This window comes from Bradyrhizobium sp. 141 (assembly GCF_023074055.1).
GTDB lineage: Bacteria > Pseudomonadota > Alphaproteobacteria > Rhizobiales > Xanthobacteraceae > Bradyrhizobium.
Genome location: NZ_JADPKR010000082.1, coordinates 424,234 through 449,275 on the forward strand (window position 1 = coordinate 424,234; position 25,042 = coordinate 449,275).

Genomic DNA, 25,042 nt, shown 5'->3' on the forward strand with positions numbered 1-25,042 from the left:
AGTCCAGGAGTGTCCCGTGTCTCCGCCGCTCAACCGCATAGCAAGCGACCAGACCCTGCCGGCGCAGGTGGATGTCGTCGTCATCGGCGGTGGCGTGATCGGCGTCTCCGCGGCCTATCATCTGGCGAAGAAGGGACACTCCGTCGCGCTTCTCGAGAAGGGCCATGTCGGCGGCGAGCAGTCGAGCCGCAATTGGGGCTGGTGCCGGCAGCAGGGCCGCGCCCGCGAGGAGATTCCGCTGGCCCGCGAGGCGCTGCATCTGTGGGAAGACATGCAGAACGATGCCGGCGTCGATGCCGGTTTCCGCCGTACCGGCGTGTTGTTCCTGACCAAGAGCAAGGAGGAGCTCGCGAGCTGGGAGCGCTGGGCCGCGGTTGCGCGCGAGATGCAGGTCCACTCCACCGTCCTGACGCCAACAGAGGTCGCCGAGCGCATGCCGGGCAATACCGACGCATGGGTGGGCGGGCTGCACACGCCGAGCGACGGTCGTGCCGAGCCCTCGATGGCCGTGCCGGCGCTCGCCACTGCCGCGCGAAAACATGGCGTCACCATCCATCAGGGCTGCGCTGCGCGCGGACTGGAGACGCAAGGCGGCCGCATCAGCGCCGTCGTCACCGAGAAAGGTACAATCCGCACCCCATCCGTGCTGCTGTCGGGCGGCGCGTGGTCGTCTCTGTTCTGCCGCCGTCACGGCATCGAGCTGCCGATCGGCCTCGTCAACGCCACCGCGTGCCGGACCACGCCGGGTCCGGAGATCACCTCGGGCGCGCTCGGCACGGATCTCTATTGCATTCGTCGCCGCCTCGATGGCGGCTTCACGCTGGCGCTGCGCAACCGCGGCACGGTCGAGCTGTCGCCCGACCTGTTCCGCTATGCACGCACCTTCTGGCCGACCTACCAGCATCGCAAGAACGGGCTGAAGCTGTCGTTCGGCAAGTCTTTCTTCGACCAGATCGTGCGCGGCATCAACTGGAGCTTTGACAGGCCGTCGCCGTTCGAGACCGAGCGCGTACGCGATCCCGAGCCCGACATGTCGCTGGTCAATGCCGCGCTGGCGTCGCTGATCAAGTCAAACCCGGAACTGAAGGACATCGCAATCGCTGAGGCCTGGGGCGGTACCATCGATTGCACGCCCGACACGATCCCGGTGATCTCGCCGGTCGATGCCTTGCCGGGCTTCTTCCTTGCGACCGGTTTCTCCGGCCATGGCTTTGGCATCGGCCCCGCGGCCGGCAAGCTCGCCGCCGACATCGTGACCGGCGCGACGCCGCTGGTCGATCCCGCCGCCTACAGCCACAAGCGCATGATCGACGGCCGGCGACTGGTGCCAGTCAGCCCGTTCTGAGAGTGTTGGAGGCGGAAAGTCCTCGCCCGGTGGAGCGCCTCTGTGCTCGGAGGCGAGCAGTGGTCGGCCTGAAGGCGCGCCGCCCCGGCGCGAACCGGAGACCGAAAGCGTGTTTCACGATCAGCGTTCTTCGCCTCCGTCAGCTTGTCGGCGCCATCCCGACCGGGTGGAGATCGCAAGCCCGCCCGGCCTTGGCCACTTGTCCCGGTACGGCGTGCCCGATCATCGACGGCAGCTCGCGGGACAGTGCAATCAGGCCTTCCAGATCGAGGCCGGTGTTCAGACCGATGTCCTCGCAGAGATTGACGAGGTCTTCGGTGCAGACATTACCCGAGGCGCCCGGTGCAAAGGGACAGCCGCCGATACCGCCGAGAGACGCATCGAAACGGAGCGCGCCGGCGTCGAAACCGGCCATCACGTTGACGAGTCCGAGCCCCCTCGTATTGTGGAAATGCAAGGTCAACTCGTCGCGAGGGACGAGACCGAGAACGGATTTCACGCGCTGTCTCACGAGCTTCGGATTCGCCATGCCGGTTGTATCTGCGAGGGTGATGCTTTGCGCGCCGCGGCGGAGATATGCCTCGATCAGGCGTAGCACCTTTCCCTCGTCCTGCTCGCCTTCGAACGGACATCCGAAGGCGGTCGCGAGGGTTGCATTGATGTGAATGCGTACGCCGGTCGTCGCGGTCACTTCGGCGAGGGCCGATAGTGAACCCTCGTGGTCCATGCCCATATTGGTGCGATTGTGCGTCTCGCTCGCCGACATCACGAAATTTAGCTCATCGGCGCCGGCCAGGATGGCGCGTTCGGCGCCCCTGCGGTTGGGGATAAGCGCAACGAACGTCACCCCTTGGCGTCGAACGATGGAGCGGAATACGGCATCCCCGTCGGCGAGGGCGGGGACCGCTCTTGGCGAGACGAAGGAGCCCGCCTCGATCCGGCGAAACCCCAACTCGGACAAGCGGTCGATCAGAGCGATCTTGCGTTCGGTCGACACGATGACCGGCTCGATTTGGAGGCCGTCGCGCGGGCAGACCTCCTGAATGGCGATATCGGGTGTGTCGCTCATTGGACGACACCCCGCCGCCGCAGCTCCCGGATGTCCTGATCGGTCTTGCCGAGTTCGGTGAGGATCACTTCGGTGTGCGCACCGAGTTCTGGGCCGCTCCAGAGTACCGCGCCGGGAGTGTCCGAAAGCTTCGGGACAATGCCGGGCATTTTCACGCGCACGTCGCCGGGCAGTACGGCCGGGACGATCATCTCGCGCGCGAGATAGTGCGGGTCGTCGACAATGTCGGCTACCGAATAAATGCGGCCGGCGGGAACGCCGGCCGATTCAAGAACCGCGAGCGCCTCTGCAACGGTATGCCGGCGGGTCCAATCGGCAATGGCACCATCGAGTTCGGCATTGCGAGCGACACGCCCGTCGTTGGTTGCCAGCTCTTCATCGGCAGCCAGATCAGGTCTGCCGACCGCCACCATCAGCCGTTTGAAAATCGCATCACTGTTTCCGGCAATCACGACGTAACCGCCATCGCGCGTCGGATAAGTGTTGGATGGACTGATGCCGGGCAGCGCACCGCCGCTGCGCGTGCGAACATGGCCCATCAGATCGAATTCCGGAATGAGGCTCTCCATCAGATTGAAGACGCTCTCGAACAGCGAGACGTCCACGATCTGTCCCTTGCCGCCGCCGGCCTTGACGTGCAGCAGCGAGATCAGGGCGCCGATCACGGCGTGCAGCGAGGCGAGGCTGTCGCCGATGCTGATACCGGTGCGCGCGGGCGGGGATTCGAGATCGCCTGTCGTGAAGCGGAGGCCGCCCATTGCTTCACCGATGGCGCCGAAGCCGGGGCGGTCGCGGTAAGGGCCGGTTTGCCCATAGCCGGAGATGCGCACCAGCGTCAGACTGCGATTGAGTGCGGAGAGCACATCCCAGCCGAGGCCAATCTTCTCCAGCATGCCGGGCCGGAAATTCTCGATAACGACATCGGCCTTTGCCGCGAGAGCCTTTGCAATCGCAAGGCCTTCTTCGGACTTCAGGTCGAGCGCGATTGATTTCTTGTTGCGGGATTGCAGGTACCACCATAGCGACGTGCCCTGATGCAGCTTGCGCCATTTGCGCAAGGGATCGCCTTGGCCCGGCTGCTCGATCTTGATCACCTCTGCGCCGAATTCAGCGAACAACCTCGCTGCAAATGGTGCCGCTACCAGCGTGCCGAACTCGAGCACACGAATGCCGCTGAGTGGACCTTCCATATTGTCTCCTCCGAACGATGGGCTAAATCTCCTATAGAAGATTTCTCTTTTATAATAGAAAATTTCTGCTAGGCTTCGTTTTGCAAGGCGCGGATCAAGACGCCACGCAGGGACGTAAACGCTAAACGGGGGATCGCCGTGAGACTGAAGTCAGCGGTACCGGCCGCAGCATTGCTGCTGGCCGCGGGAATGCCTGTGACCTGCGCGCAGGCGCAGCAGGTCGGGACGATCTACGGCTTCGGCGACAGCCTGCTCGACGTGGCGCGCAACTGTCCGATCGCGTTTCCGCAATCTGCGCCGTACGGCGCCTGCGGCAACGGCCAGGGGACGCTGCAATGGCTGTCGCAACTCACGAGCTATAGTTTCATCAAGAGCAACGACTACGCCTACAACGGCGTGGGCAATGGCGTCTTTCCCGCCTTCAATGGCGGGCCGACAGTCGCCCAGCAGATCGTGGAGTTCACGAGCGCCGGCCGAAGTTTCCAGCCGAACGACGTGATCGTCGTCGGTGGCATGCCCAACAATTCGGCGGCACCGTTGCTGGGCATTCTCGATCCGATCGGACTTGCGTACACGCCGCAAACGCTGTCCGCGGCAACCTTGTCTCAGCAGTACAGCAACATCTCGCAATTGATCAAAGCAGGCGGGCACAATTTCGTCGTCGAGAACATGTTCTCCTCGTCGGCCTATAATTTCTATGTCATCGGCGGCTTCTATCCGCTCGGCGCGCCCTACGCGTTTCCGAACATTCCGGGGGCGACGACGTTCTTCGGTCTGGTCAACGATAATCTTGCGGCCACGCTCGCGCCGCTGGCCCGGCCCGGCGTGCGCCTTCACGTCGTCGACCTTGCCGCGATCTACACCAAGGCCTACACCGATCCGACCAGCCTGGGTTTCAAGACCGGTACGGCCTGCATTTTCGACGGAAACTGCCTCACCGCGTCGAAGGACGTGCAGAACCAGCATTTCATGTTCGATCTGCACCCGACCGACGCCGGGTATGCGGTGATTGCGCGCTATGAGGCCAATATACTTGCGGCGCAGGACGGACTTGCCGCGCAGGGCGACATCGCGCAACTCACCGCCCAGAATTTTTCGAATTCGATCTTCTCGCGACTGGATGCCTATCGCGGCAACGATCCGCGTGTCACAGGGGCGGCGTCACCGTCGCAAGCCTTTGCATCCATGGACCGGTCCGGCATGAGTACGAAGACACCGTCGCGTGTTGCGCCCGAATTGCCGCTCTCGGTCTATCTCGCCGCAGCCTATGGCAGCGGCAGCCGCGGCGATCGCTTCGGCGCCGACGGAAACGCCGTCGGCTTCGACTATACCCTGGCCGGCGGCACCTTCGGCGCCGACGTCAAACTCGATCCCAACATTCGCGTCGGCGGCGCGCTCAACTATACCAATCCGGTTGCCAATCTGCATGGTGGCACCGGTCACCTCAATCTCGACAGCTATCAGGTCGGAGGCTATGCGTCCTTCACCTATCCGCATCTGCTGACGGACATCGTTGCGACCTACGGCTACAGCAACTACCGCATCGATCGCCCCGGCGTCGTCGATACGATCCGCGGCAGCACCACGGGCGACACCTTCACGGTCGGCGTCAAGTCAGCCTATCTGTTCGACGTGGGCGCCATCAGGATCGGTCCGCTGGCCGGGCTCGTCTACGACTACACCAACGTCAATCCGTACACGGAGACGGGTGATCCCATCATCACCCAGTTCGTCGCTCGGCAGAAGCTCGAAGGCCTGACAGGCAGCGCGGGCGTGCAGGTCCGTGCGCCGTTCATGGTCGGGACGCGCCCGTTCAATTCATTCATCAATTTGACGGCCGAGCACGACTTTCTCGGCGGCGCGCGCACTTTGCTTGCGGCGGAGACCGTGGCCCTCGCCTTGCCGATCTACACTGTCGTGGCGGGCAATCCCGATCGGACCTACGGCAAGGTGGTTGGGGGTCTCAGCACGGCGCTATCGGGTAATGTCAACGCTATGCTGACCGCGGCGGGAACGTTCGGCACCAGCACTCCGCAATTCGCCCTGCAAGGCGCGGTCAAAGTAGCGTTCTAGCGACGATGAGAAAGAGCAATCAGCGATACATCAGGGAGGGAAACATGACCTTGTCACTGCTTCGCGCCGCAGCGCTCGCAATATTGCTGGGCGCTCCAGCGGCGGCGTTCGCGGAGGACGCGCCGTTCCGGATCGGCGTGATCGACGACATGTCCGGCGTCTATTCCGGCAATGGCGGGCCCGGCACGGTGCTCGCCACCAAGATGGCGGTGGAGGATTTCGGCGGCAAGGTACTGGGCCGTCCGATCGAGGTCATCTCCGCCGATCATCAAAGCAAGCCAGACATCGGCGCGGCGCTCGCGCGCCAATACATTGAGCAACAGGGCGTGAGCGCCATCATCCCGGGCGGTGCGAGTTCGGTTGGGCTCGCCGTGCAAGCGATGGCGCGCTCGCTGAAGAAGACCACCCTGGTCAGCGGCGGCTATGCTTCGAATTTCAGCGCCGACGGCTGCTCGCCCTATGGCACCCAGTGGGCGCCATCTACCAGTGAACTCTCCAAGACCATTGCCAAAGGCATCGTCGAGGGGGGCGGCAAGAAGTGGTTCTTTATCATCGCTGATTACGTGTTCGGCAAGAATCTCGCGGCGGACGCTGGCGAGACCGTGAAGACCTCCGGGGGGCAGGTCGTAGGCCAGGTGCTGCATCCCCTCAACGTGACCGATCTCGCATCCCAGTTGCTGGCGGCGCAAGGTTCGGGGGCCGACGTGATCGGGCTGGCCAATGCCGGGCCCGATCTGGTGCTCGCGATCAAGCAGGCCAAAGAGTTCGGCGTGAGCGCCAAGCTCGCGACCATGCTGGTGTTTGAGAACAACGTCACCGCGCTCGGGCTTTCGACCGCACAGGGCCTGCGACTCGCGGCATCGTTTTACTGGGATCTGAACGACGAGACCCGCGCATGGTCGAAGCGCTTCATGGCCCGCAACGGCAACGCCGTGCCGACCATGGGCCACGTGCTCGCCTATCTCGCGACCACGCACTATCTGAAAGCGGTCGCCGCGGTCGGCTCCGACGATGCCGCGCAAGTGCAAGCCAAGATGCTGCAGCAGCCGATTGAAGGCAATCTGATCCAGCACGCGCATATCCAGCCCAACGGCCGCGTCGTTTCCGACATGCATATTTTCGAGGTGAAGAGCCCGCAGGACTCCAAGAGCCCGGCGGATCTGTACAAGCTGGTCGCGACACTGCCGGGCGATGGCCTGTTCGTCCCGGCCGAGAAGAGCGGATGTCCGTACCTCGCCGTGAGGTAGGCCAAACTTGGGAATTGAGGTGCCGGCATGAATGCAGAAGGTACGACGCGCGCGACGTCGCAGGATCAGGTGCGGGGCGATGCCCCGCATCAGCTCCAGGCGTTCAAGATGTTCATCGACGGCGAATGGTGCGAGTCGGCTTCGGGGCGTTGGCTGGAGACCAAGAATCCGTATACGGGAAAGGCATGGGCCGTCATCCCCAGGGGGAATGCGGAGGACGTCGACAGGGCCGTCCAAGCGGCGAACCGCGCCTTCGTGAGCGGACCGTGGGCCAGCATGCACCCGAGCGACCGTGGCGTCCTGCTGAACCGGGTTGCCGACCTTATTGCGGCGAACGCGGAGCGGTTGGCCGAGTTGGAGGTGCGAGATAACGGCAAGCTCAAGGTCGAGATGCTCGGCCAGATGAGATACCTGCCGCGCTGGTTTCAATATTACGGCGGGCTTGCCGACAAGATCGAAGGCCGCATGCCGCCGACCGACAAGAAGGGCATGCTGCACTACGTCTCCTACGAGCCGGTCGGCGTCGTCGGCGCGATCACGCCATGGAATTCGCCGCTGCTGCTGACGGTCTGGAAACTGGCCCCCGCGCTTGCCGCCGGCAACACCGTGGTCATCAAGCCGTCCGAATTCGCGTCGACCTCTCTGCTCGCCCTGGTCGAGCTGTTCGAACAGGCCGGTTTTCCGAAAGGCGTGGTCAACGTCGTCACCGGCCTCGGCGCCGAGACCGGGGAGCCTCTGGTGGAGCATCCCTTCGTCGACCGGATTGCATTCACGGGCGGCAATCTTGCCGGCCGCAAGATCTATGAAGCAGCGGCGCGGCAGTTCAAGCGGGTGTCACTCGAGCTCGGCGGCAAGTCGCCGAACATCGTCTTCGGCGATGCCAGCATCGAGGATGCGGTCAAGGGCGTCATCTCCGGCATCTTCGCCGCGAGCGGCCAGACCTGCATGGCGGGATCGCGGCTGCTGCTGCATTCGTCGATCCACGATGCGTTTCTTGCGCGTCTCGTCGAGGTGATGAAGGTGGCGCGCCTCGGCGATCCCGACAGCCTCGATACCGATGTCGGACCGGTTGCGACCGAGCAGCAGTTGCAGAAGGTGCTTAACTACATCGAGCTCGCCAAACAGGAAGGGGCTCGCTGTGTGCTCGGCGGCCGGCGGGCTTCCCGGCCGGAATGCGGCGATGGCTGGTTCGTGGAGCCAACCATCTTCGCCGACGTCACCAACGACATGCGGATCGCGCGCGAGGAGGTGTTCGGTCCGATTCTGAGCGTGATCAAATTCGATTCCGACGACGAGGCGGTCGCGCTCGCCAATGACACGCCGTTTGGCCTCGCCGCAGGCCTCTGGACCACCGATCTTGCCCGTGCGCTCGCGATGCCGAAGCGTCTGCGGGCAGGGACGGTCTGGGTCAATGCTTATCGCGTCGTCAGCTATCTGTCGCCATTCGGCGGCTTCAAGGAGTCCGGCCTCGGCCGGGAGAACGGGCTCGAAGCGATCTACGAATATCTGGAGGCCAAGAGCGTCTTCATCAATCCGACGCCGTCGATCTCCAATCCGTTTACGTTGCAGTAATTCGGGCAGTCATTCGGGTCAGGAGCGGCGCCGCCGGATGACGAGATAGTACGCGCATGGTGTCTTGCCCGCATTGGTGAAACGGTAGGGCTCACGCACATCGAAGTAGAAGGAGTCGCCAGTCTCAAGGACGTAATTCGCGTCGCCCGTCTGCAGCGTTAGCTGGCCCTCGTGCACGACCAGGTATTTTTCCGTCGCCACCTTGTAGGGGGGCAGCTCACCGGAGGATTCGCCTGGCGGAATTCGATGCAGCAGGAACTCGAGGTCGTTGTCCAGATGGGACGGCGATAGATTGTGACGTTCAAAGCCGGTCTCTGGATCCCTGAACGCCAAACGGTTGGCGCTGCGGATGACCGCGACCTGCGCAGGATCGGGCTCTGCGCCCATCAGCGTGGACATCGAGACATTGAGCCCCTTGGCGATGCGCACGATGATCGCGAGTGTGGGGCTCTTCTCGCCACGTTCGACCTTGGACAGCATCGCGCGGCTGACGCCGGACTGCGCTGCAAATTCCTCCAGCGTCAGGCCCGCCTGCGTCCGCAGCCGCTTCACCCGGCTGCCGAGCTCGATGATGAGGGCATCGTCGGCCGTGCGGCCTGTTCGCGGCTGCCGCCTCGATTTCGTCGATGCTTTACGGGAAATTGCGCCCTCGTTTCCGGGCGCTTCCGAAATTTTGGGACGTCGTCCAGGCAATCTGTCATGCATGCGCCGCATATTTTCAGAAGTTGCGGCGCCTCACAAGGTTGTATGTGCCCCGGCGCTCGCCGAAGCGCCGTTCCGTCGCACCGGCTCGGGCTGTGCGGCAAGGGGGGCGCTGTGCAGACGTTGCCCGACGCCCCCGGCGCAAACGGCAGCCGCCGAGGCCATCGAGGGACGAATCGAACCGGAGCGCGCCGGCATCCAAACCCGCCGTCACATTGATGCAGCGTCAACCTGCCGCGCTGGACGAGATCAAGCACGGCCTTGACGCGCTGTCTCACGAGATTCGGGGTGGCCATGCGAGTCGTGTCTGCGAGCGTGATGGCCGATCACCTGCCGGACCACGTCAACTCCGGAAATTGTGACCGGCTGAAACGCCAGGGTGCTGCGATATGTGAACCGCTTCATATTCCGTCATTCTCCTAGGGTCTAACACTCCCGCAAGAAATTGCCGCACCCGGAAGCTGACCGACAGGCACGGGTGAGATGCAATGCCTGCGCAGCCACGTGCTCGCAGCTTTGGATTGGCTCTCGTCTTGCTCACGAGCAAGCCAGCCCCATCACTCACAGATCTTTCAGAAATTGGAATCAAGGGCATCGCGAAACGCGTTCACGCAGCTTCTGTTCGGGATCGGCCGGTAGGCTGCTACTTACGAGGAGCCCCCAATGAAGATCAGCAACCCGATTTCCAGCGCATTTTCTCTGACAAAGCACGCCGGCAATCTTCGGATCGCCCGTTCCAGTCTTATCAAGACTGCCCATCTTCTTGAAAGAATTGGACTTGCGGCTGTTGGGGCCTCTTGCGGCCTCTATGTGGGTGCGACCCTGTTGCGTCAGAAAGGCGGCCTTTTTGAAAGCGGCTGGATCGTGCTGCTGACGATGTTCTACGGAGCTCTCAGCTATTATGTTGGGATTGATTTGTCGCGCAGTGTTGCGCGGACATCGATTGCGAGCACCTCGGAGGAATACAACGGATCCGAGGTGGCTGAGCTCATGAGTGCGGCCGGAACGTTCGGGGCTGCGATCGCAGCAACTCTGTCCGTCAGCATCCTTGTCCTTGATCAAAACCTTCCCAACGGCCTCATCGGCTTTGTTGCCGGCTGTTGGGTGGTCGGTTCTTCGCTTCAAGTTGCGGCGGGAACGATGGCGCGCAACCATGAAGTGCCCATGGACAAGGAATGAAGGCTGCTGTGCTCACGGAAAGGCGTCCGCTCGGTGTCGTGACGTCAGCACAAGCCCTAGTGCCGGATTCAGCTTGAGTGAGTGGCTGACGGCTCATCGCAACCTTTGTCGTCCAACGCGGCGTGCAGACGATTTTGAGTAGCGCGGCCGTTCGCATCGAGCAAAGTACGTGCCTCGCAGCGGTGCCGGTACTGAGTAACCTAATTATTGCGCAGCAAACAAGACGTGCCATCATGATGGCGTTGGGATATTGTTCCCGCGCGCCGTGGTCCAAAATTCTGCGAACCGCCAACCACACGATCGGTGGAGCCAATGCAGATTGCGGAGTGGCTCGATACGCTGGGGCTTGGGCAATACGCAGAGCGTTTTGCCCAAAATGGGATCGACATGGGCGTCGTTCCCGAACTTATGGACGAGGACTTCGAAAAGCTCGGCGTCCTGCTCGGCCATCGTCGCAAGATGCTTCGCGCTGTCGCCGACCTCGATCCAGCCGCGTTGATCGCATCGCAGTCTCCTCCTCATGACGCCGAGCGGCGTCACCTCACCGTCATGTTTTGCGATCTGGTCGGCTCGACTGCGCTCTCGGCGCGTCTCGATCCCGAGGATATGTGGGAAGTGATCCGAGCCTACCGCGCCGCCTGCGCAAGCGTCATTGCTGCCTATGACGGTAGGATAGCAAGGTTCGTCGGAGATGGAATACTGGTCTATTTCGGCTATCCCCGCGCTCACGAGGATGATGCCGAGCGGGCAGTTCGAGCGGGCCTCGACGCCATCTCTGCGATTGGGCGACTCAAGACGGGCACCGACGAACGGGTCGAACTGCGGATCGCAATCGCGACCGGGCTTGTGGTGGTCGGTGACCTCATCAGCGGAGATGCGTCGGAGGAGCACGCCACGGTCGGCGATACACCAAACCTCGCTGCGCGGCTCCAGAGCCTCGCCGAACCGGGAGCGGTCGTCGTTGCCTCCTCGACGCGCAGGCTGCTTGGCGATCTCTTCACGTTTCGCAATCTCGGCCGTCGCGAGGTCAAGGGGATAGCCGAACCCATCGCGGTCTGGGCCGTCGAGGGGGCGACTGCATCGGAGAGTCGCTTCGAGGCGGTCCGCGCGGCGCGCTCGATCGGCTTTGTCGGCCGCAAGGAGGAGATTGAATTTGCGCTCTCGCGCCAGCTTCTGGCCTGGCAGGGGCACGGCCAGATGGTGTTGATTTCCGGCGAAGCCGGCATCGGCAAGTCGCGCTTCGTCGCAACGCTGTGCGAAAGCCCCGCGTTGGGAGCGCACCGGCGGGTGCGATACCAGTGTTCGCCCTACCACACCAACAGTGCGCTTCATCCCTTTGTCGCGCAGCTCGAGCGCGCCGCCGGCATCCGCTCGCACGACACGCCGGGGCAAAAGCTCGAGAAGCTCGAGGCCATGCTGGCCCTTGGAACACAGCAGGTCGCCCAGGCGACACCGCTCATTGCGGCTCTCCTTTCGATTCCAACCGGCGACCATTGTCCGCCGCTTGGTTTGAGCCCCGCGCAGCAGCGGCGACAGACATTTGCTTCGCTTCTCGATCAGCTCGAGGGTTTGGCGCGAGAGCAGCCCCTGCTGATCATCTGCGAGGATATGCATTGGGCCGACGCCACGACGCTTGAACTGTTCGACCTCGGGGTCGACCGGATCAGGGCGCTGCCGATCCTCGTGCTCATGACATCCCGGCCAGAGTTCGAGCCCTCCTGGTCGGGCCTTGCCAATGTCAGTCTGTTGCAGCTCGACAGACTAGACCGGCAGGACACGCGTGCGTTGGTCGAGCAGGTCACCATGGGCCGCCAGCTGCCACGCGAGATGATGAAACGGATCATCGACAAGACGGATGGCATCCCGCTGTTCGTCGAGGAACTGACCAAGATGGTGCTGGAGTCTGGATTGCTCGTCGAGGAGTCCGGGGGCTATCGCCTCGATAGTCCACTCCCGCCGCTTGCCATTCCGGCGACGCTGCAGGATTCGCTGATGGCGCGGCTCGACCGGCTGGCTCCCGTGAAGGAGGTTGCGCAAATAGGCGCCGCCATCGGCCGCGACTTCTCGTACGCGCTGCTGCGATATGTGGCTGGACGCGATGATCTGACGCTGAGCGCGGCGCTCGGGCAACTCGAGGAAGCGGAATTGCTGGTGCGTCGCGGCGCTCTGCCCGAAGCAAACTATAGTTTCAGGCACGCCCTCGTTCAGGAAGCAGCCTATGAGGGCTTGCTCAGGAGCAAACGGCAGGTGCTTCACAAGCGCATCGGCGATGTCCTGCGTGAGAAGTTTCCAGTCGTCGCCGAGACTGAGCCGGAGGTTCTGGCGCATCACTTCACCGAGGCGGGGCTGAGCGAGGACGCCTTCGAGTGGTGGCGCAAGGCGGGCCAGCAGGCGCTGAAACGCTCGGCCTATTCCGAGGCGATCGCGCATCTCGGCAAGGCGATCGCGACCGCCGATGAGCTGCCCGATGAGCCCCGCCGGATGATGAGCAGACTGCATCTTCAAATCGCATATGGTCGTGCATTACGGGGCAGCCTCGGTCACAGCGCTCCCGAAACGGTCGCTGCTTGGACGCGCGCCCGGCAGTTCGCAGCCGACATCAATGATCCCGTTGAACTTGCGCCGGTCCATTCAGGCCTTTTCAATGCCTGCCTGACACACGGCGAACTCGCTCCGATGCGGGAGCTGGCGGATGCCATCAGGAGTGCCGCTGAACGACGACCGGACTCGCCGGTCGCCGCCGTCGTCGGACATTGGACGGGCGGCGTCACCTGCTGGTTCGGTGGTGATTACCTGAGCGCGAGAGTTCATCTCGAGCAGGCACTGAAGATCTATGGCGCCGAGCCGGATCCGGCGACGTTCAGGGCGTCCGCGCTGGATCTCCCGTTCGTGATCATGAGGTTCCTTGCCCTCGTGCTTTGGCCGCTCGGCGGGATCGCTCGCTCGCGTCAGCTGGCCACCGAAGCCGTGAGTGCTTCCGGAGAAAAACGCGCGCTGTCCCAGGCCAATGCGCTCGTTCACCGCGCTGTGTTCGACGGGCTGTGCGGGGGCATGTTGCAGCAGACAGAGACGATCCTGGCGCTCGGTCTCGCGCGCGACCACACGATGCCGCTGTATGTGGCCGCCGGCACCTACCTCAATGGCCTGGCCAAGTGGCGCGCCGGCGACCGAACGGCCGGACTGACGGAAATGCGTCGCGGCTGGACCTTGTTGCACGAGAATGACTGCTATCTCTGTGAACCATTTTGGGGAATGCATGTCGCCATGGCGGACGCGGAGGTGGGCCAACTCGAAACCGGACTGGAAATCCTGAGCGAATTGATTGCATGGACGGAGCAGTCCGGTCAGCATTGGCTTGATGCCGAGCTGCACCGCGCCCTCGGCGAGCTTTTGTTGCGTCGTGACCCGCGAGAGGATTCCGGTGCCGAAAATGCCCTCAAGCGAGCGCTGGAAATCGCACGAGGCCAGCAGACGAAGACCTTCGAGTTGCGCAGCGCCCTTGGACTTGCTCGCCTGCACAAGACAAATGGCCGAGCGGGTGCGGCATCCGAAGTGCTCGCACCCGTGCTCGCCGAATTCGATGCGGAGCGAAGTCTTCCCGAAGTCATGGAAGCGAAGGAGCTGCTCGCGCAAGCGCGTTAGGCGTGTGCCGTTTCCTTAGCGAGCCATCCGCGGGCAGGGAATGACGGTCACGAATTGACGTGGACGAAATCCCGCAGCAGCGGATAGATCTCGTTGTTCCAGCGTTTGCCCGAGAACACGCCGTAATGGCCGACGCCGGCCTGCATGTGGTGCACCCTGCGATAGGCGCGCACGCCGGTGCAGAGGTCTTGTGCCGCCAGCGTCTGGCCGATCGAGCAGATGTCGTCCTTCTCGCCCTCGACCGTCATCAGGCCCATGCGGCTGACGGCTTTGGTGTTCACGGGACGGCCGCGATGCATCAGTCTGCCTCGCGGCAGGAGATGCTCCTGGAACACGTCGCGCACGGTCTCGATGTAGAACTCGGCCGGAAGGTCCATCACCGCGAAATATTCGTCGTAGAAGGTCTTGATGGTCGCGGCCTTGTCCTTCTCGCCCTTGGCGATGTGGTTGGCGAGATCCATGTGCTGCTTGATGTGGCGCTCGAGGTTCATCGAGACGAAGGCGGTGAGCTGCACGAAGCCGGGATAGACTTTCCGCAGGGCGCCGCGGCACTGCATCGGCACATAGTTGATCAGGTTCTGCTCGAACCATTCGATCGGCTTGCTCTTGGCGAAGTCGTTGACCCTGGTCGGCTGGATCCGCGTGTCGATCGGTCCCGCCATCAGCGTCAGCGTCGCCGGGCGCGAGGGATGGTTGTCCTCGCACATGATCGCGGCCGCCGCGAGCGCCGACACCGATGGTTGGCAGATCGCAACCATGTGCGGGCGCGGGCCGAGCTGCCCCAGGAAATCGATGAGATGCTCGGTGTAGTCGTCGAGCCCGAAGCGGCCCTCTCTGCGCGGAATGTCGCGCGGGTTGTGCCAGTCGGTGATGTAGACGTCGTGGTCCTGGAGCAGCGTCTGCACGGTGCCGCGCAGCAGCGTTGCGAAATGGCCGGACATCGGCGCCACCAGCAGCATGCGCGGCTGCTCCGACACGCCGTCTTTCCTGAAGTGCAGCAGCGAGCCGAACGGCGTCGCGTAGGCGATCTCCTCGGTGACGGCGACCTCGCGATTTCCCACCATGACGCTGTCGATGCCGTAGGCGGGACGGTGATAGGTGAGGGTGGAGCGCGAGATCAGCTCCAGCGCGGCCGACAGCCGGCCGACGACCTGATCCGACACGCCCTGCGGCACCAGATTGAGCAATCTGAGCGCGGACGAAGCCCCCGCGCGCCACGGCGCGGTCAGGTCCATGTGGTTCTGAAAAGCCTGATAATACATCGACATCATACTGAAACGCCCACCCCTTCCGCAGGGCTATGCAATAACGGCGCCAAACGTCGGCCGGACCCGCCGCGAAATTGGCACGTCGCTTGCTGTTCACGTCACGGCAAGCACAGGGCAAGTCCGCGAGCCGGCGGAGGCGGGATCAGGGAAGGGCCATATGGCAAAGGCGACACTGACCATCAGCAGCAAGAACTATTCGTCCTGGTCGCTGCGCGGCTGGCTGCTGGCGAAATTCTCCGGGCTCGATTTCGAGGAAATCGTCACCGCGCCGGACGATGCGTCGGCGCGCGCCGAGATCCTGCTGCTGTCGTCGTCAATCCTGGTGCCGTGCCTGCGGCATGAGGGTGCGGTGGTCTGGGATACGCTGGCGATCGGCGAATATCTCAACGAGGTGATGCCGTCAGCCGGCCTGTTGCCTGACGACCGCGTGCAGCGCGCCCATTGCCGCTCGATCTCGGGAGAAATCCACTCCGGCTTCACCACGCTGCGCGCCTCGCTGCCGGTGAATCTGAAGGGACATTTCCCCGGCTTCAAGATCTGGTCGCGGGCGCAGGCCGACATCGACCGCGTCTGGTCCATCTGGCGCGACTGTCTGGCGGTATCGGGCGGCCCCTTCCTGTTCGGGGCGCAGCGCACCATGGCGGATGCGATGTACGCGCCGGTGGTGACGCGCTTCGTCACCTACGACGTCAAGCTGGAGCCGCTGCTGAAGGCCTATGCCGACACCATCATGGCGATGCCCGAGATGCAGGAATGGATCGCGGCAGCGCGGGAGGAGCCGGCCGAGATCGAGGAGCTCGAGGTCGAATATTAGGCAGGCCTCGCGCGGCCTTGCCTGTTTCGGGGGCGGGACCGGTCGCGGCGGCCTGAGAGAGCTATGCCCTTGTCAGGATTAACCTTTGGCGCCTGCCAGTGGTCGATGCCGCTCGCCGCGCCGCACAGATATTGTACACGCCCGCGCAGCCGCATCGACATCTAGCCGTGAACAGCTGCGTACAAGGCCTTTCGGCTGATTCGGGCGTGATTTGTTCAGGCCGCGTTCCGTCCGTTAAGGCGGAGCGCGGCGCCGTTGCATTTTGGAACAAATGCAGGCGTCAAGCGGCCCCGCGGTGCCTCACGCGGGGCAGGCGCCAGCCGATGACGGTGGCTTCGACCGCGATGCCGGCCTCGTGGTTCTGCCAGCGTCCCTCGACATAGCGGCAGGCGAACGGCAATTGGTACGTTCCGCTGTGGTCCTCGCACAGCACTTCGAGCGCCAAGCCCGGCGGTGGTTCTCCGGCGCCATCGAATTCCGCCAATCGTCTATCGCGCGTTGCCATTCCAAAAATCTCCCCTAAACAAAGCCGCGGAAAGAGCGCCCACTATCTGCCGCGTGCGGATCATCGTTCCCCGTCCGAGGGAACGGGCACAAGCTCAACGCGAGAATGCGGTACGAGTGTGGTAGCCTCATCTGGCTGTGCGCAAAAAGCGCACATTGACGTGATCGATCGGACGAGGAACCTTCATGCTGCTTCGAAACGCCGGCATTTGTTTCGCGATATTGCTGCTCGCAACGCTGGCGAATGCCCTGGTGCACGCGCAGGACGTGCCCGGGATCGAGATCTGCACGGTCGAGAAGACCATGGAGCGCCGCACCAGCTGCCTGCAGAGCAATGTCGACTTCCTGCAGAAGACGATCACCAAGCTCAACCTCGATCACCAGCAGAAGCTGGACGCCGCGGGTCGCCAGATCGATGCGTTGAAGACGGGCATCGCCGGCCTGCAGAAGACGCTCGGCGATCTCCAGGCCGCGCAAGCGAAGACGGCCGAGGATCTGAAGAAGAAGCAGGACGCGCCGCCGGCAAAGGACGCTGCGAAATAAGCCTGCCGATCACGTCACGCGATATCGTTCCATCACGCCGCGATCAGGCTCATAGCCGAGCCCGGGTCCTGTCGGCACCGCGACATGGCCGGTGGCATCGCTATCCGCGCGGCCGCCCCAAAGACACGCTTCGCGTTTCAGGTAGAACATCTCGACGAGCCCGTCGTCGCGCGTCGCGAGCAAGTGCAGTGTCGCGAGCAGGCCCGGACCGAAATACGGGGAGTGCGGAACGATCTTGACGCCGAGCTGATCGGCCAGCGCCGCGACCTTCAGAAATTCGGTGATGCCGCCAACCTTGGTCACCGACGGCTGGGCGTGGCTGACCGCGCCCGCCTCCATCATCTGGCGGAATTGATGTTCCGTGCAGGCATTCTCACCGGCGGCGATGTCGAGCCCGCCTTTGCTGCGGACCTCGGCGAGCCCTGCGAAATCTTCCGGCGGCCAGACCGGCTCCTCCAGGAACATCGGTCGCGCGTCGCGGCACGTCGCGGCGAACGCGATCGCCTGCTCAGCCGTGAGCGGGCAGTTCATGTCGACCATCAGCGGAATGTTGGGGCCGATCGCCTCCCGCGCGGCGAACACCGCCGGCGTCGTGGTCTCGTGCAGCTTGATCGCGCCATAGCCGAGCGCGAGCGCCTTCCTGCATTCGGCCGCGATGTTGTCGGGCGAGCCGATCCGCAACAGGCTGGCGTAAGCTGGAATGGCTGGGCGCCTGGTCTCGCCGAGCAGGCGATGCATCGGTACGCCCTCGATCTTGGCAGCAAGGTCCCAGAGCGCGATGTCGAGGCCGGAGATCGCGAACATGGTGATGCCGTAGCGGCCGAACAGATGCAGATTTCGCTGAATCTGCTCCATGACCGCGGGGATGCCGGCCGCATCGGGCACCTTCAGCCCGCGGGCCTGCGGCGCGATCATCTCCTCGACGGCGCTGCGCGTGGTGCGCGGGCAGACATAGGCGAAGGCATCGCCCCAGCCGGTCAGCCCGGCATCGGTGGTGACCTCGACCAGCACCATGTCGAGGGCCGTGATCGCGGAAGCGCCCTGGCGAAAGCTCGCGACGCCGGCGTCATAGGGGATGCGGATATGGTGCGCCCGCACATCGGTGATTTCCATGGCGCGGTTCCCCTTTCTCGTGAGCGGTTCGGGGGAGTTTAGCCACGAACGCCAAGGCGTTGCCAGTGGCCATTCCCGGACTATCCTCCTGCGCGGACAGCAACGCCGATCAAGCGAAGCGGGCATGACCGGCGCACCATTGCGACGCTTCGAACGAGGGCCCAAATCGCCATGAACCCAGCCCAGCGCGCGCTCTGGTATATCGAGAGCCATCTGGCCGAGCCGATGACGCTCGACGAGATCGCGGACATATCCGGCGTGTCGCGGTTCCACATCGTGCGTGCGTTTGCCGCAGCCACCGGGCTTCCGGTGATGCGGTATGTGCGCGCGCGGCGGCTGTCGGAGGCTGCGCGCAGTCTTGCAAACGGTGCGCCCGACATCCTGTCGCTGGCCCTGGAAGCGGATTACGGCTCGCACGAAGCATTCACCCGCGCGTTCCGCGACCAGTTCGGCACGACGCCCGAAGCGGTGAGGGCGGCAACGTGTGTGAGCCACCTCAAGCTTCAGGAGGCGATCCTCATGGACTCTACCATGCTCGACCATCTTGCCCCGCCGCGGTTCGAAACCGCAAAGGCCTTCCTCGTCGCCGGTCCCGCCGAGCGCATCGCCTGCGACAACGGCGCCATGATCCCCGGCCTATGGCAGCGCTTTCACCAGGACGTCGCCGACATCCCCGCGCGCGTCGGCCAAGGGAAAAATCAAGTCGCCTATGGTGTTTGCTGCAACGGCGATGATGCCGGCAATTTCGATTACATCGCCGGCGTCGAGGTCGCCGATTTCTCGGACCTGCCGCGCCGCTTCGGCCGCATCCGCATCCCCGAGCAGCGCTACGCCGTCTTCACCCACACCGATCACGTCGCCTCGATCCGCCGCACCGTCAACACGATCTGGAATCAGTGGCTGCCGGCATCGGGCCTGAAAGCCGCAGACGCACCGAACTTCGAGCGCTATGACGAAAAGTTCGATCCGGCGACCGGAAATGGCGGCTTCGAGATCTGGGTGCCGGTGACGGAGTAGCACGCAACGCTGGCATACCGTCCGCCTTGCTTGGCAAGCCCCAGCGACTTTGTCATAACCGCAGGCAAATCTTGCCTGCGGGGCCCGTGCCGGACATCCCGTGCAAGTCATAACAAGCAGCCGGGAGGGTCCCACAATGTCTGACGTCCGCGTTCTCGCCACCGACCTCGAATTTCCCGAAGGGCCGGTCGTGATGCCGGACGGCTCGGTGGTACTGGTGGAAATCCGCGGCCAGCGCCTGACGCGCGTTTACCCCGACGGCCGCAAGGAGATCGTCGCGAAAATTCCGGGCGGCCCGAACGGCGCCGCGCTCGGCCCCGACGGCAAGATCTACATCTGCAACAATGGCGGCTTCTCCTGGATCCCGACCCGCAACATGATCATGCCGGGCCCGCAGCCCGACGATTATCTCGGCGGCTCGATCCAGCGCGTCGACCTGCAATCCGGCAAGGTCGAGACCGTCGTGACGAAATGCGGCGCGCACGATCTGCGCGGGCCGAATGATCTGGTGTTCGACAAGCAGGGCGGCCTCTGGTTCTCCGATCTCGGCAAGCGCCGCGCCCGCGAGATGGACGTGGGCGGCATGTATTATCTCAAGCCCGGCATGACCGAGCTCGTCGAGGTCGTGCATGGCGTTCTGCCGGCCAACGGTATCGGGCTGTCGCCGGACGAGAACATTGTCTACATCGCGGAGACGCCGACCGGGCGGCTCTGGGCCTACGAGCTCTCCGCGCCCGGCACGCTCAAGCCGCGCGATGTGATCTATCGCGGCGAGCGCGGCAAGCCGATCTGCGGCCTCGGCGGCTACCAGATGTTCGACTCGCTCGCGGTCGAGGCAGGCGGCAATGTCTGCGTCGCCACCCTCGTCTCCGGCTGCATCTCGGTGATCGCGCCCGACGGCACGCTGGTCGAGCAGGTCCCGACCGGCGACCGCGTCACCACCAACATCGCCTTCGGCGGCCCCGAGCTGAAGACGGCCTACATCACCCTGTCGGGCAAGGGCGAGCTGGTCGCCATGGACTGGCCGCGCGGTGGTTTGCCGTTGAACTTTTTGAACAAGTGAGCCAAGCCGTCATTGTACGGGAGGCGAGGCAACTCCCAGACCCTCACCCTGAGGAGCGCGCCCTTAGCGCGCGTCTCGAAGGGCGAGGCCACCAGCCGGGCCTTCATCCTTCGAGACGCGCGAAGACGCGCTCCTCAGGATGAGGATATGGCAGTGTGGATTGCTTCGCTTCGCTCGCAATGACAACGGAGAGTGACTTCAATGCCCTGGCCCGATCCCGTCACCCTGCGTGGACAGCACGCCCGTCTCGAGCCGCTGTCGCATCAGCATCGTGAGGCGCTGGTCGAGGCCGTGAAAGACGGCGAGCTCTCGAAGCTCTGGTACACCGCGATTCCGCTGCCGGAGAACATGGGCAAGGAGATCGACCGTCGCCTCGGTCTGCAGGCCGCGGGCTCGATGCTGCCGTTCACCGTGTTCGATGCCGACGGCAACGTCGTCGGCATGACGACCTACATGAACATCGATGCCGGCAACCGCCGCGTCGAGATCGGCTCGACCTGGTATGGCAAGAGCGCGCAACGCGGCCCGCTTAACACACAGTGCAAGCTCTTGCTGCTGCGCCACGCCTTCGAGACGCTGAACTGCATCGCGGTCGAATTCCGCACCCACTTCTTCAATCACCAGAGCCGCCGCGCCATCGAGCGCCTGGGCGCCAAGCAGGACGGCATCCTGCGCAGCCACCAGGTCGCGCCGAATGGCACGCTGCGCGACACGGTGGTCTACAGCATCACCGCGGCCGAATGGCCGACGGTGAAGACGCATCTGGAATTTCAACTCAACGACAAGCCGCGCTAGAGGCGGCCGAGGCACCATGGATAGATTTGATTATGTGATCGTCGGCGCGGGCTCCGCCGGATGCGTGCTCACCAGCCGGCTCAGCGAAGATCCCAACACCAGCGTCTGCGTGCTCGAGGCGGGCCCTTCCGACTGGCATCCCTACATCCATCTGCCGGCGGGCTTCATCAAGACCTTCCACATGAAGAGCATCAACTGGGCCTATCAGCAGGAGCCGGGGCCCTGGACCGGCGGGCGCAGCATCTACGCGCCGCGCGGCAAGACGCTCGGCGGCTCGTCCTCGATCAACGGCCACATCTACAACCGCGGCCAGCGCATGGATTTCGACACCTGGGCGCAGATGGGCAATCGCGGCTGGGGCTATGCCGACGTGCTGCCGTACTTCCGCCGGCTGGAGAAGCGCGTGGGCGAGGGCGAGGACACCTATCGCGGCCGCGACGGCAGCCTCACCGTCACCACGATGGAGTGGCGCGATCCGCTCTGCGAGGCCTTCATGGAAGGCGCGGTCTCGCTCGGCATTCCCCGCAACCCCGATTACAACGGCAAGACACAGGAAGGCGTCTCCTACTGCCAGCGCACCATCGACAAGGGCCTGCGCGTCTCCGGCGCGACGGCGTTCCTCAAGCCCGCGATGAAGCGGCCGAACGTGGATGTGCACACGCATGCGCATGCGACGGAGATCATCTTCGAGGGCAAGCGCGCCGTCGGCGTGCGCTACATGAAGGGCGGTCCTCGTGGCACGCCCGTGGAGGTGCGCGCCAACAAGGAAGTGATCCTCTCCGGCGGCACCTATAATTCGCCGCAGCTGCTGCAGCTCTCCGGCATCGGCTCGCCCGGCCTACTGCAGCAACACGGCATCGCCGTGCGTCACGCGCTGCCGGTCGGCGAAGGCCTGCAGGACCATTACGCCCCGCGCACGGTGGCGCGCGTCAAGGACATCAAGACCATCAACGAGCTTCGCCGCGGCTTTTCGCTGTGGATCGAGGCACTGAAATGGGCGACCGCGCGCAAAGGCTTGCTGTCGCTGTCGCCGACCATGGTCTATTGCTTCTGGCATTCCGGCGAGAGCGCCGACAGTTCCGACCTGCAGCTCACCTTCACCCCGGCGAGCTACAAGGAAGGCGTGCAGGGCCAGCTCGAGGACGAGCCCGGCATGACCGTCGCCTCCTGGCAGCAGCGCCCGGAGAGCCGCGGCTATGTCCGCATCCGCTCGTCTGATCCGTTCGCGCCGCCGATCATCCAGACCAACTATCTTGACGCCGAGCTCGACCGCCGCGTCATCGTCGGCGGCATGAAGCTCGCGCGGCGTCTGTTGAAGTCCGCGCCGCTGTCGCCCTATTACGCCTACGAGGATTTCCCCGGCCCCAACATCAACACCGACGACGAATTCCTCGCCGCCGCCACCGAGCGCGGCACCACCACCTTCCACCCGGGCTGCACCTGCCGCATGGGTCCGGCTGATTCCACCTGGGCGGTGGTCGACGACCAGCTCCGCGTCCACGGCCTCGAAGGCCTCCGCGTCATCGACGCCTCGGTCATGCCGCGCATGATCTCGGCCAACCTCAACGCCTCGACCATGATGATCGCCGACCGCGCGTCGGACCTGATCCGCGGCAAGGCGCCGATGGAAGCTGCGCGCATCCCGGATACGGCGGTGGCGTAAGGGCGCTCTCGTGCCCCGGACGCAGCGCAGCGCCTTGGCGGTGCGCTGCAGAGCCGGGGCCCATCTCGCCACGATCCCCGCGTGACTTCTGGGTCCCGGCTCAGCGCAGCAGCGTTGCACGCTGCAGCGCGTCCGGGACACGTTCGCTGGCTCCTGGCCTGCGAAACTTGCTGTGTCGCCGCCTCGTCAACCCTTCCCCGCAAAAAGATTCCACTTTACCGAAATTCGGTTTTACGGCATAAGTCGACACAGCCCGGCCCGACGAAGAGGGGCGGTTCGCGAGTCGTTCGAAGCGCGGGCCGGGTTGCGGTGGACGCGACAGCGTCGTGCACGAGATGGGGCGGGCAGGGCGGGTAGTCTCTGTGAGCCCGCAACCCGCGTGCGGACGAGCGGCGCTGTTTGCGTACGGCAAAACCGTGTGGTCCTGGCCGTCGTTGCTACGGTCAAGCCGGTCGAAGATGTGCGCGAGCCCAACCGGGTAGACGGCATCGTCACTTCGAGCGGCGAGGGAGGCCAGAAGGAAAGTTCGGCTCCCGGGAGAGCACGGCATAAGCCGTCCGACCATCGCGCAGGGAAGGCCGAGTGTTCGGCGCCACCTGTATGCTGCTGTGCGGTTTTTCTGCGCGTGCGTTTCGCGCAGCAGACCGCGGGTGCGAGCTGGCACCCGGCCTTCCCTGCGCCCTCTTTGATTTGAGGGTGGAGAGACCAAGCAAAGCTCGGGCGAAATGCTCCGCGAGGCTGCGAAGGCGTGTCTGCGATTACGATGCGGGTTTGAGAGCGATGTCCATGCCACTAGCTCCGTCATTGCCAGCGCAGCGAAGCAATCCAGAGTCTTTCCGCGGAGGGATTCTGGATTGCTTCGTCGCAAGGGCTCCTCGCAATGACGGTGTGGAGAGAGCGGCTCAAACCTCTCACCGTCGCCCTGAGGCGCTCGCCTCTTCGGCGAGCCTCGAAGGGCGACGGCCCGGCTGCATCTCGGCCGTTCATCCTTCGAGGCTCCCGGCGGGATGCCTTGCATCGCGCCACTCGCACCTCAGGATGACGGGACCGGGAGCGAGCTCACACTTCCCGTCGGCTCAAGAACGCCAGCCGCTCGAACAGATGCACGTCCTGCTCGTTCTTGAGCAGCGCGCCGTGCAGCGGCGGGATCAGTTTGCGCGGGTCGCGCTCGCGCAGCTGCTCGACGCTCATGTCCTCGTTGAGCAGCAGCTTGAGCCAGTCCAGCAGCTCGGACGTGGACGGCTTCTTCTTCAGGCCGGGCACCTCGCGCACCTCGAAGAAGATCCGCAAGGCCTCTTCGACCAGGCGCTTCTTGATGCCGGGGAAGTGGACGTCGACGATGCGGCCCATCGTGTCGGCGTCGGGAAACTTGATGTAGTGGAAGAAGCAGCGGCGCAGGAAAGCGTCCGGCAGCTCCTTCTCGTTGTTGGAGGTGATCATCATGATCGGGCGCTGCTTGGCCTTGATCGTCTCGCCGGTCTCGTAGACATGGAATTCCATGCGGTCGAGCTCGAGCAGCAAATCGTTCGGGAATTCGATGTCGGCCTTGTCGATCTCGTCGATCAGCAGCACCGGGCGCTGCTCGGCGGTGAAGGCCTCCCACAGCTTGCCGCGCTTGATGTAGTTCTTGATGTCCGACACGCGGGCATCGCCGAGCTGGCTGTCGCGCAGGCGCGACACCGCGTCGTATTCGTAGAGGCCCTGCTGCGCCTTGGTGGTGGACTTGATGTGCCAGGTCAGCAGCGGCGCGTTCAGCGCTTTCGCCACTTCCTCGGCCAGCACGGTCTTGCCGGTGCCGGGCTCGCCCTTGATGAGCAGCGGGCGCTCGAGCACGATCGAGGCATTGACGGCGACCTTGAGATCGTCGGTCGCAACATAGTCCTTGGTGCCGGTAAATTTCATTGCGTGTCCTTGGGTCATCGTCGGCGAGAGGCTGTCGCCCCGGCGCGACAAGCGAACGGCCTCTCGCGGCGGCCGTTCCTGGTTCGGTCAGGCTTTCAGACCCGTTTTATCAGCGAAAGGATGACGAGCACAATCACTGCGCCGATGGTGGCGTCCACGATGGCGCCGATCGTGCCGGTGGCGAGCTGAATGTGCAGCTGGGGCAGCACCCAGCTTGCGACCAGCGCGCCGATGATGCCGACGACGATGTTGCCGATCAGTCCAAATCCCGCCCCGTGGACAATCTTGCCCGCGAGCCAGCCTGCGATCGCGCCAATGATGAGCGCGGCGAGAATTCCCAT

General features: G+C 64.0%; 20 protein-coding genes. 12 read left to right on the forward strand and 8 right to left on the reverse strand.

All coding sequences use genetic code 11. The features are described 5' to 3' along the window. The first annotated feature begins 16 nt into the window (after nt 1-16). Nucleotides 17-1,345, forward strand: coding sequence for an FAD-binding oxidoreductase (locus IVA81_RS25325; protein ID WP_247322972.1), 1,329 nt, complete (start codon nt 17-19; stop codon nt 1,343-1,345). Between the two features lie 139 nt (nt 1,346-1,484). Here IVA81_RS25325 and IVA81_RS25330 read toward each other — a convergent pair whose 3' ends face one another. Further along, entirely contained in the window at nt 1,485-2,414 is a 930-nt protein-coding gene (locus tag IVA81_RS25330) for a hydroxymethylglutaryl-CoA lyase (protein WP_247322974.1), read from the reverse strand. Then, nucleotides 2,411-3,604: a CaiB/BaiF CoA-transferase family protein gene (locus tag IVA81_RS25335; protein WP_247322976.1), complete on the reverse strand. Its 1,194-nt coding sequence runs from the start codon at nt 3,602-3,604 to the stop codon at nt 2,411-2,413. The genes IVA81_RS25330 and IVA81_RS25335 overlap by 4 nt, the downstream gene beginning before the upstream one ends. A gap of 138 nt (nt 3,605-3,742) precedes the next feature. On the opposite strand from IVA81_RS25335, the gene IVA81_RS25340 reads away from it, so the two are divergent. From IVA81_RS25340 to IVA81_RS25350, 3 genes are all read left to right on the forward strand, one after another. Beyond that, a complete protein-coding gene (locus tag IVA81_RS25340; RefSeq protein WP_247322978.1) occupies nt 3,743-5,677 on the forward strand; it encodes an autotransporter domain-containing protein in 1,935 nt (644 codons plus the stop codon). A gap of 44 nt (nt 5,678-5,721) precedes the next feature. Further along, a complete protein-coding gene (locus IVA81_RS25345) occupies nt 5,722-6,924 on the forward strand; it encodes an ABC transporter substrate-binding protein (protein ID WP_247322979.1) in 1,203 nt (400 codons plus the stop codon). A gap of 108 nt (nt 6,925-7,032) precedes the next feature. Further along, a complete protein-coding gene (locus IVA81_RS25350) occupies nt 7,033-8,496 on the forward strand; it encodes an aldehyde dehydrogenase (protein ID WP_247323216.1) in 1,464 nt (487 codons plus the stop codon). A gap of 18 nt (nt 8,497-8,514) precedes the next feature. Here IVA81_RS25350 and IVA81_RS25355 read toward each other — a convergent pair whose 3' ends face one another. Further along, nucleotides 8,515-9,210, reverse strand: coding sequence for an XRE family transcriptional regulator (locus IVA81_RS25355; RefSeq protein ID WP_247322980.1), 696 nt, complete (start codon nt 9,208-9,210; stop codon nt 8,515-8,517). A 651-nt stretch (nt 9,211-9,861) separates the two neighbouring features. Between IVA81_RS25355 and IVA81_RS25360 the strand changes: the two genes are divergently transcribed. Together IVA81_RS25360 and IVA81_RS25365 are read left to right on the forward strand one after the other, a co-directional pair. Next, nucleotides 9,862-10,377: a hypothetical protein gene (locus IVA81_RS25360; protein ID WP_247322981.1), complete on the forward strand. Its 516-nt coding sequence runs from the start codon at nt 9,862-9,864 to the stop codon at nt 10,375-10,377. 312 nt (nt 10,378-10,689) lie between these two features. Beyond that, on the forward strand, nt 10,690-14,019 hold the full coding sequence (locus IVA81_RS25365; protein WP_247322982.1) for an adenylate/guanylate cyclase domain-containing protein: 3,330 nt from the start codon (nt 10,690-10,692) through the stop codon (nt 14,017-14,019). Between the two features lie 47 nt (nt 14,020-14,066). Here the strand turns inward: IVA81_RS25365 and phaZ are convergent, their stop codons facing one another. Then, complete coding sequence (gene phaZ, locus IVA81_RS25370) at nt 14,067-15,290, reverse strand: polyhydroxyalkanoate depolymerase (RefSeq protein WP_247322984.1); 1,224 nt, start codon at nt 15,288-15,290, stop codon at nt 14,067-14,069. Between the two features lie 154 nt (nt 15,291-15,444). Between phaZ and IVA81_RS25375 the strand changes: the two genes are divergently transcribed. Next, complete coding sequence (locus IVA81_RS25375; RefSeq protein ID WP_247322986.1) at nt 15,445-16,101, forward strand: glutathione S-transferase family protein; 657 nt, start codon at nt 15,445-15,447, stop codon at nt 16,099-16,101. A gap of 280 nt (nt 16,102-16,381) precedes the next feature. Here IVA81_RS25375 and IVA81_RS25380 read toward each other — a convergent pair whose 3' ends face one another. Further along, nucleotides 16,382-16,606, reverse strand: coding sequence for a hypothetical protein (locus tag IVA81_RS25380; RefSeq protein ID WP_247322988.1), 225 nt, complete (start codon nt 16,604-16,606; stop codon nt 16,382-16,384). A gap of 185 nt (nt 16,607-16,791) precedes the next feature. On the opposite strand from IVA81_RS25380, the gene IVA81_RS25385 reads away from it, so the two are divergent. Then, complete coding sequence (locus IVA81_RS25385) at nt 16,792-17,148, forward strand: hypothetical protein (RefSeq protein ID WP_247322989.1); 357 nt, start codon at nt 16,792-16,794, stop codon at nt 17,146-17,148. Between the two features lie 9 nt (nt 17,149-17,157). Here IVA81_RS25385 and IVA81_RS25390 read toward each other — a convergent pair whose 3' ends face one another. Further along, nucleotides 17,158-18,261 (reverse strand): mandelate racemase/muconate lactonizing enzyme family protein, encoded by a 1,104-nt coding sequence (locus tag IVA81_RS25390; RefSeq protein ID WP_247322990.1) that lies wholly within the window; start codon nt 18,259-18,261, stop codon nt 17,158-17,160. Between the two features lie 171 nt (nt 18,262-18,432). Here IVA81_RS25390 and IVA81_RS25395 point away from each other — a divergent pair, with 171 nt between their 5' ends. The 4 genes from IVA81_RS25395 to IVA81_RS25410 all read left to right on the forward strand — a co-directional run bounded on the left by IVA81_RS25395 (nt 18,433) and on the right by IVA81_RS25410 (nt 22,799). Further along, nucleotides 18,433-19,278: an AraC family transcriptional regulator gene (locus tag IVA81_RS25395; RefSeq protein WP_247322991.1), complete on the forward strand. Its 846-nt coding sequence runs from the start codon at nt 18,433-18,435 to the stop codon at nt 19,276-19,278. A 136-nt stretch (nt 19,279-19,414) separates the two neighbouring features. Then, nucleotides 19,415-20,341, forward strand: a complete 927-nt coding sequence (locus IVA81_RS25400; RefSeq protein WP_247322992.1) for an SMP-30/gluconolactonase/LRE family protein — start codon at nt 19,415-19,417, stop codon at nt 20,339-20,341. A gap of 201 nt (nt 20,342-20,542) precedes the next feature. Beyond that, nucleotides 20,543-21,136, forward strand: a complete 594-nt coding sequence (locus IVA81_RS25405) for a GNAT family protein (RefSeq protein ID WP_247322993.1) — start codon at nt 20,543-20,545, stop codon at nt 21,134-21,136. 16 nt (nt 21,137-21,152) lie between these two features. After that, nucleotides 21,153-22,799: a GMC family oxidoreductase N-terminal domain-containing protein gene (locus IVA81_RS25410; RefSeq protein WP_247322994.1), complete on the forward strand. Its 1,647-nt coding sequence runs from the start codon at nt 21,153-21,155 to the stop codon at nt 22,797-22,799. A gap of 1,059 nt (nt 22,800-23,858) precedes the next feature. Here IVA81_RS25410 and IVA81_RS25415 read toward each other — a convergent pair. Beyond that, nucleotides 23,859-24,701, reverse strand: coding sequence for a MoxR family ATPase (locus IVA81_RS25415; RefSeq protein ID WP_008140272.1), 843 nt, complete (start codon nt 24,699-24,701; stop codon nt 23,859-23,861). A gap of 95 nt (nt 24,702-24,796) precedes the next feature. Continuing rightward, nucleotides 24,797-25,042 carry a GlsB/YeaQ/YmgE family stress response membrane protein gene (locus IVA81_RS25420; RefSeq protein WP_036028526.1) on the reverse strand — a complete coding sequence of 82 codons (246 nt, stop codon included), beginning with the start codon at nt 25,040-25,042 and terminating at the stop codon, nt 24,797-24,799.

Excerpts from the sequence above, each read along its gene's own strand:
- IVA81_RS25330 (WP_247322974.1), bottom strand. The coding sequence starts at position 2,414 with ATGAGCGACACACCCGATATCGCCATTCAGGAGGTCTGCCCGCGCGAC.
- IVA81_RS25335 (WP_247322976.1), bottom strand. The coding sequence starts at position 3,604 with ATGGAAGGTCCACTCAGCGGCATTCGTGTGCTCGAGTTCGGCACGCTG.
- IVA81_RS25345 (WP_247322979.1), top strand. The coding sequence starts at position 5,722 with ATGACCTTGTCACTGCTTCGCGCCGCAGCGCTCGCAATATTGCTGGGC.
- IVA81_RS25350 (WP_247323216.1), top strand. The coding sequence starts at position 7,033 with ATGTTCATCGACGGCGAATGGTGCGAGTCGGCTTCGGGGCGTTGGCTG.
- IVA81_RS25355 (WP_247322980.1), bottom strand. The coding sequence starts at position 9,210 with ATGCGGCGCATGCATGACAGATTGCCTGGACGACGTCCCAAAATTTCG.
- IVA81_RS25360 (WP_247322981.1), top strand. The coding sequence starts at position 9,862 with ATGAAGATCAGCAACCCGATTTCCAGCGCATTTTCTCTGACAAAGCAC.
- IVA81_RS25365 (WP_247322982.1), top strand. The coding sequence starts at position 10,690 with ATGCAGATTGCGGAGTGGCTCGATACGCTGGGGCTTGGGCAATACGCA.
- phaZ (WP_247322984.1), bottom strand. The coding sequence starts at position 15,290 with ATGATGTCGATGTATTATCAGGCTTTTCAGAACCACATGGACCTGACC.
- IVA81_RS25375 (WP_247322986.1), top strand. The coding sequence starts at position 15,445 with ATGGCAAAGGCGACACTGACCATCAGCAGCAAGAACTATTCGTCCTGG.
- IVA81_RS25380 (WP_247322988.1), bottom strand. The coding sequence starts at position 16,606 with ATGGCAACGCGCGATAGACGATTGGCGGAATTCGATGGCGCCGGAGAA.
- IVA81_RS25385 (WP_247322989.1), top strand. The coding sequence starts at position 16,792 with ATGCTGCTTCGAAACGCCGGCATTTGTTTCGCGATATTGCTGCTCGCA.
- IVA81_RS25390 (WP_247322990.1), bottom strand. The coding sequence starts at position 18,261 with ATGGAAATCACCGATGTGCGGGCGCACCATATCCGCATCCCCTATGAC.
- IVA81_RS25395 (WP_247322991.1), top strand. The coding sequence starts at position 18,433 with ATGAACCCAGCCCAGCGCGCGCTCTGGTATATCGAGAGCCATCTGGCC.
- IVA81_RS25400 (WP_247322992.1), top strand. The coding sequence starts at position 19,415 with ATGTCTGACGTCCGCGTTCTCGCCACCGACCTCGAATTTCCCGAAGGG.
- IVA81_RS25405 (WP_247322993.1), top strand. The coding sequence starts at position 20,543 with ATGCCCTGGCCCGATCCCGTCACCCTGCGTGGACAGCACGCCCGTCTC.
- IVA81_RS25410 (WP_247322994.1), top strand. The coding sequence starts at position 21,153 with ATGGATAGATTTGATTATGTGATCGTCGGCGCGGGCTCCGCCGGATGC.
- IVA81_RS25415 (WP_008140272.1), bottom strand. The coding sequence starts at position 24,701 with ATGAAATTTACCGGCACCAAGGACTATGTTGCGACCGACGATCTCAAG.
- IVA81_RS25420 (WP_036028526.1), bottom strand. The coding sequence starts at position 25,042 with ATGGGAATTCTCGCCGCGCTCATCATTGGCGCGATCGCAGGCTGGCTC.